At 67.7% G+C, this 2,955-nt stretch carries 3 protein-coding genes and 1 pseudogene; 2 read left to right on the plus strand and 2 right to left on the minus strand.

Annotated features, from left to right (window positions below; translation table 11 throughout):
- Positions 1-224: pseudogene (locus ACPGXI_RS17850) on the minus strand (zinc-binding dehydrogenase); the annotation flags it as partial.
- 30 nt (positions 225-254) lie between these two features.
- Between ACPGXI_RS17850 and ACPGXI_RS17855 the strand changes: the two are divergent.
- Entirely contained in the window at positions 255-1,070 is an 816-nt protein-coding gene (locus ACPGXI_RS17855) for a glutaminyl-peptide cyclotransferase (protein WP_526655342.1), read from the plus strand.
- Positions 1,071-1,100: 30 nt separating this feature from the next.
- The gene (locus ACPGXI_RS17860; RefSeq protein WP_526655344.1) at positions 1,101-2,228 is read left to right on the plus strand and encodes an FAD-dependent oxidoreductase; all 1,128 of its coding nucleotides are present in this window, start codon (positions 1,101-1,103) and stop codon (positions 2,226-2,228) included.
- A gap of 19 nt (positions 2,229-2,247) precedes the next feature.
- Here ACPGXI_RS17860 and ACPGXI_RS17865 read toward each other — a convergent pair.
- On the minus strand, positions 2,248-2,955 hold a 708-nt coding region (locus tag ACPGXI_RS17865), incomplete at its 5' end, for a serine hydrolase (RefSeq protein WP_526655346.1).

Here is a 2,955-nt window from a genome sequence, read left to right on the forward strand (position 1 = left end):
CAGAACTCGTGGCCCATCACCACCGGGGTGTCGCTGCGCATGAAGTCCGTGTAGCCGCCCTCGGCCATCACCTCGGTGAGTTCGTCGGCGTGGTCCTTGGCGTGCAGATCCGATCCGCAGATGCCGCAGCGCAGCACGTCGAGGACAATTTGCCCGTCGGCGGGCCGGGGGTCGGGCAGGTTGACCACTTCCAGTGTGCTGCTGACACAGCTGACCGCTTTCATTCCACCATCGTTGCACGGTAGAACGACGGTATGAGGAAGCTTCGGATGTGGGTGGGGTTGTGGGTAGGGTCCGCCGCCACCATCTCGATCGGGTGCGTCGTCGCGGCCCCGGTTGTCCATGCCGGCCCGGGTGATGCGGTCGTCCCTGGTGGTGCGACCGTCCCGGTGATAGAGCCCGTCGTGCTGGAGGAGATCGCCCACGACCCCGAAGCCTTCACCCAGGGGCTCGAGATTGCCGGATCCGTTCTCTACGAGGGCACCGGGCTTGCCGGGGCGTCACAGTTGCGCGAACTCGACCCGGCCACCGGCGCGGTGCGTCGGCAGTCGCAGGTCCCGGAGGCCTACTTCGGCGAGGGCATCACCGTTGTGGGGGAAAGAATCTGGCAGCTCACCTACCAGGACGGGGTGGTGGTCGAATGGGACGCGGCGGCGCTGGCCCCGGTGCGGGAGGTGCCGCTGGACGGGGAGGGCTGGGGCCTGTGCTTCGACGGCGAACGGCTCATCCGCAGCGACGGCACCAACCGACTTCGGTTCCACGATCCGAACAGCCTGGCCGAAGCCGGCGGCGTCGACATCACCCGTGACGGGCGGGCCCTGGTCGGGCTCAACGAACTGGAGTGCGTCGGCGGGCTGGTCTGGGCCAACCTTTGGCCCAGCGACCAGATCGTCCGCATCGACCCCGGCACCGGAGCGGTCAACCTCGTCGTCGACGCCGCAGGGCTGCGGGCTCGCGGAATACCGCCCAGCGCGAAGGTTCTCAACGGAATCGCACACGTCCAGGGCAGCGAGTTCCTGGTCACCGGCAAGGAGTGGCCGAAGATGTTTCGCGTCCAGCTAGGACAGTAGGGCTTTCGCCATGATCAAGCTGGTCGGCGCATGACGCGCCAACACGTCGTCATCGCCGGTATGGGCGATACCGGGGTGCTGACGGCAATCAAGCTGGCGCGCCATGTCGAGGTGGTCGGCATCTCCACAAAGCCCGGTCTGGTCAGCGGGCAAGAACTCGGCTGGCGGCTGGCGCATCCCGACCAGTGGGCCCGACACAACTGGATCCCGTTCGGCCGGTTCCGCGGCTTGGACCGGGTGCGCAGCGTGCACGGCACCCTGACCGGTGTCGACCTCGCCGCCCGCACCGTTGCGGTGCGGCTCGCTGACGGTTCTATGACAGGGATTCCCTACGACACGTTGGTGATCTCCACCGGGGTCGCCAACGGCTTCTGGCGGCAGCCGACACTGCAGACAGCGGCTGAGGTCGGTGTGGACCTGCGTGCTCGCCACGAGCGACTCGCAGCGGCCGGTTCGGTGATCGTCATCGGGGGCGGTGCCGCAGCTGTCAGCAGCGCCGCGAACATCGCCATCACCTGGCCCGACAAACGCGTCGATCTCTACTATCCGGGCGAACGCGCGCTGGCCGGCCATCATCGGCGTACCTGGGAGAAGGTTCGGCGCAGGTTGGCCGACGCCGGGGTGGGGTTGCATCCCGGTCACCGCGCCGTGCTCGGCACCGGCTTCACCGGTGACGAGCTGACCGCAGATCCCGTGCACTGGAGCACCGGGCAGCCGGCGGCGTCCGCCGACGCGGTGCTCTGGGCGGTCGGACGGGTGCGCCCCAACACCGACTGGCTGCCCCCGGCAATCCTCGACGAGCAGGGATTCGTCCGCGTCACCGACGAGTTGCAGGTGCCGGGGCATCCCGAGTTGTTCGCGGTCGGGGATGTCGCCGCCACCGACGCCCTGCGCAGTTCGGCGCGCAACCGCGCGGACGCGCTGGTCGCCCACAATGTGCGCGCGGCGTTTGCCGGCACAGGCCTGCGTCGGTATCAGCCACCCAGGCATCGGTGGGGGTCGGTGCTCGGTATTCAGCCCGATGGGCTCGAGGTGTTCGCCCCCAACGGCAGGGCCTTTCGGTTTCCGGCCTGGGCGTTCGATCGGGTGCTGATGCCGTGGATCGTGAAGTGGGGCATCTACCGCGGAGTGCGGGGAGAGGGAGTGCGGGGAGAGTAGGCGGAGTGCGGGAGGGTAGCTACCGCAGGCGCGGTATCTCGGCGTTGATCCGGTCCAGCAGCGCGGGGTACCGGTCTGCCTCGGGGTGCCGGCCCGGCTTGCCGCTGCTGACCACGGCTGCCGACAGCCCTCGCTTCGGGTCGGCCCACATCGCGATGTCGGTGAGCCCGGTGTGGCCGAACGCCGCCGAGCAGTCCCGGCCGAACGGGCCGAATCTCTTCGACCCGAGCATGTAGCCGGTGCCCCACCGCGTCGGGGAGAGCCCGGTGGCAATGTCGGGGCGCAGCCGCCGGCACTCGGCGGTGGCGGTTCGCAGAGTTTCCTCGGACATCACCCGAACGCCATCGAGTTCGCCTCCGCGGCACAGAATTTCGGCGAAACGAGAAAGTTCGTTGGCGTTGGAGACCGTGTTGGATGACGGGATGACGCCGGTGAGGAACTGGCGGGTGTTCGAATACGGGATGATTTGAGTCATGGTGCCGCCCAGCGCCGTCTTGAATGCCTTAGCGATCGGAGCGGGCAGCGGCTTGCCGGTGACCTGACTGGGAGCGACCAATGGAACATCCTGTGCTGCAACGCCATAATTGGTCCATCGGAAGTCAAGCGGTTCCAGTATCTCGGCGTGCAGAATATCGCGGATATTGCGTCCCGTTGCGGCTGAGATGATTTCGCGCATCAGCGGCCCCCACGTCACCCCGTGGTAGATGTGGATCAGGCCCGGCCGATG

It is taken from the genome of Mycobacterium sp. (assembly GCF_049608025.1).
In the GTDB taxonomy this organism is placed as follows: Bacteria; Actinomycetota; Actinomycetes; order Mycobacteriales; family Mycobacteriaceae; genus Mycobacterium.

Bases quoted from the DNA above. Each gene is read 5' to 3' on its own strand.
- ACPGXI_RS17855 (WP_526655342.1), top strand. From the start codon at position 255: ATGAGGAAGCTTCGGATGTGGGTGGGGTTGTGGGTAGGGTCCGCCGCC.
- ACPGXI_RS17860 (WP_526655344.1), top strand. From the start codon at position 1,101: ATGACGCGCCAACACGTCGTCATCGCCGGTATGGGCGATACCGGGGTG.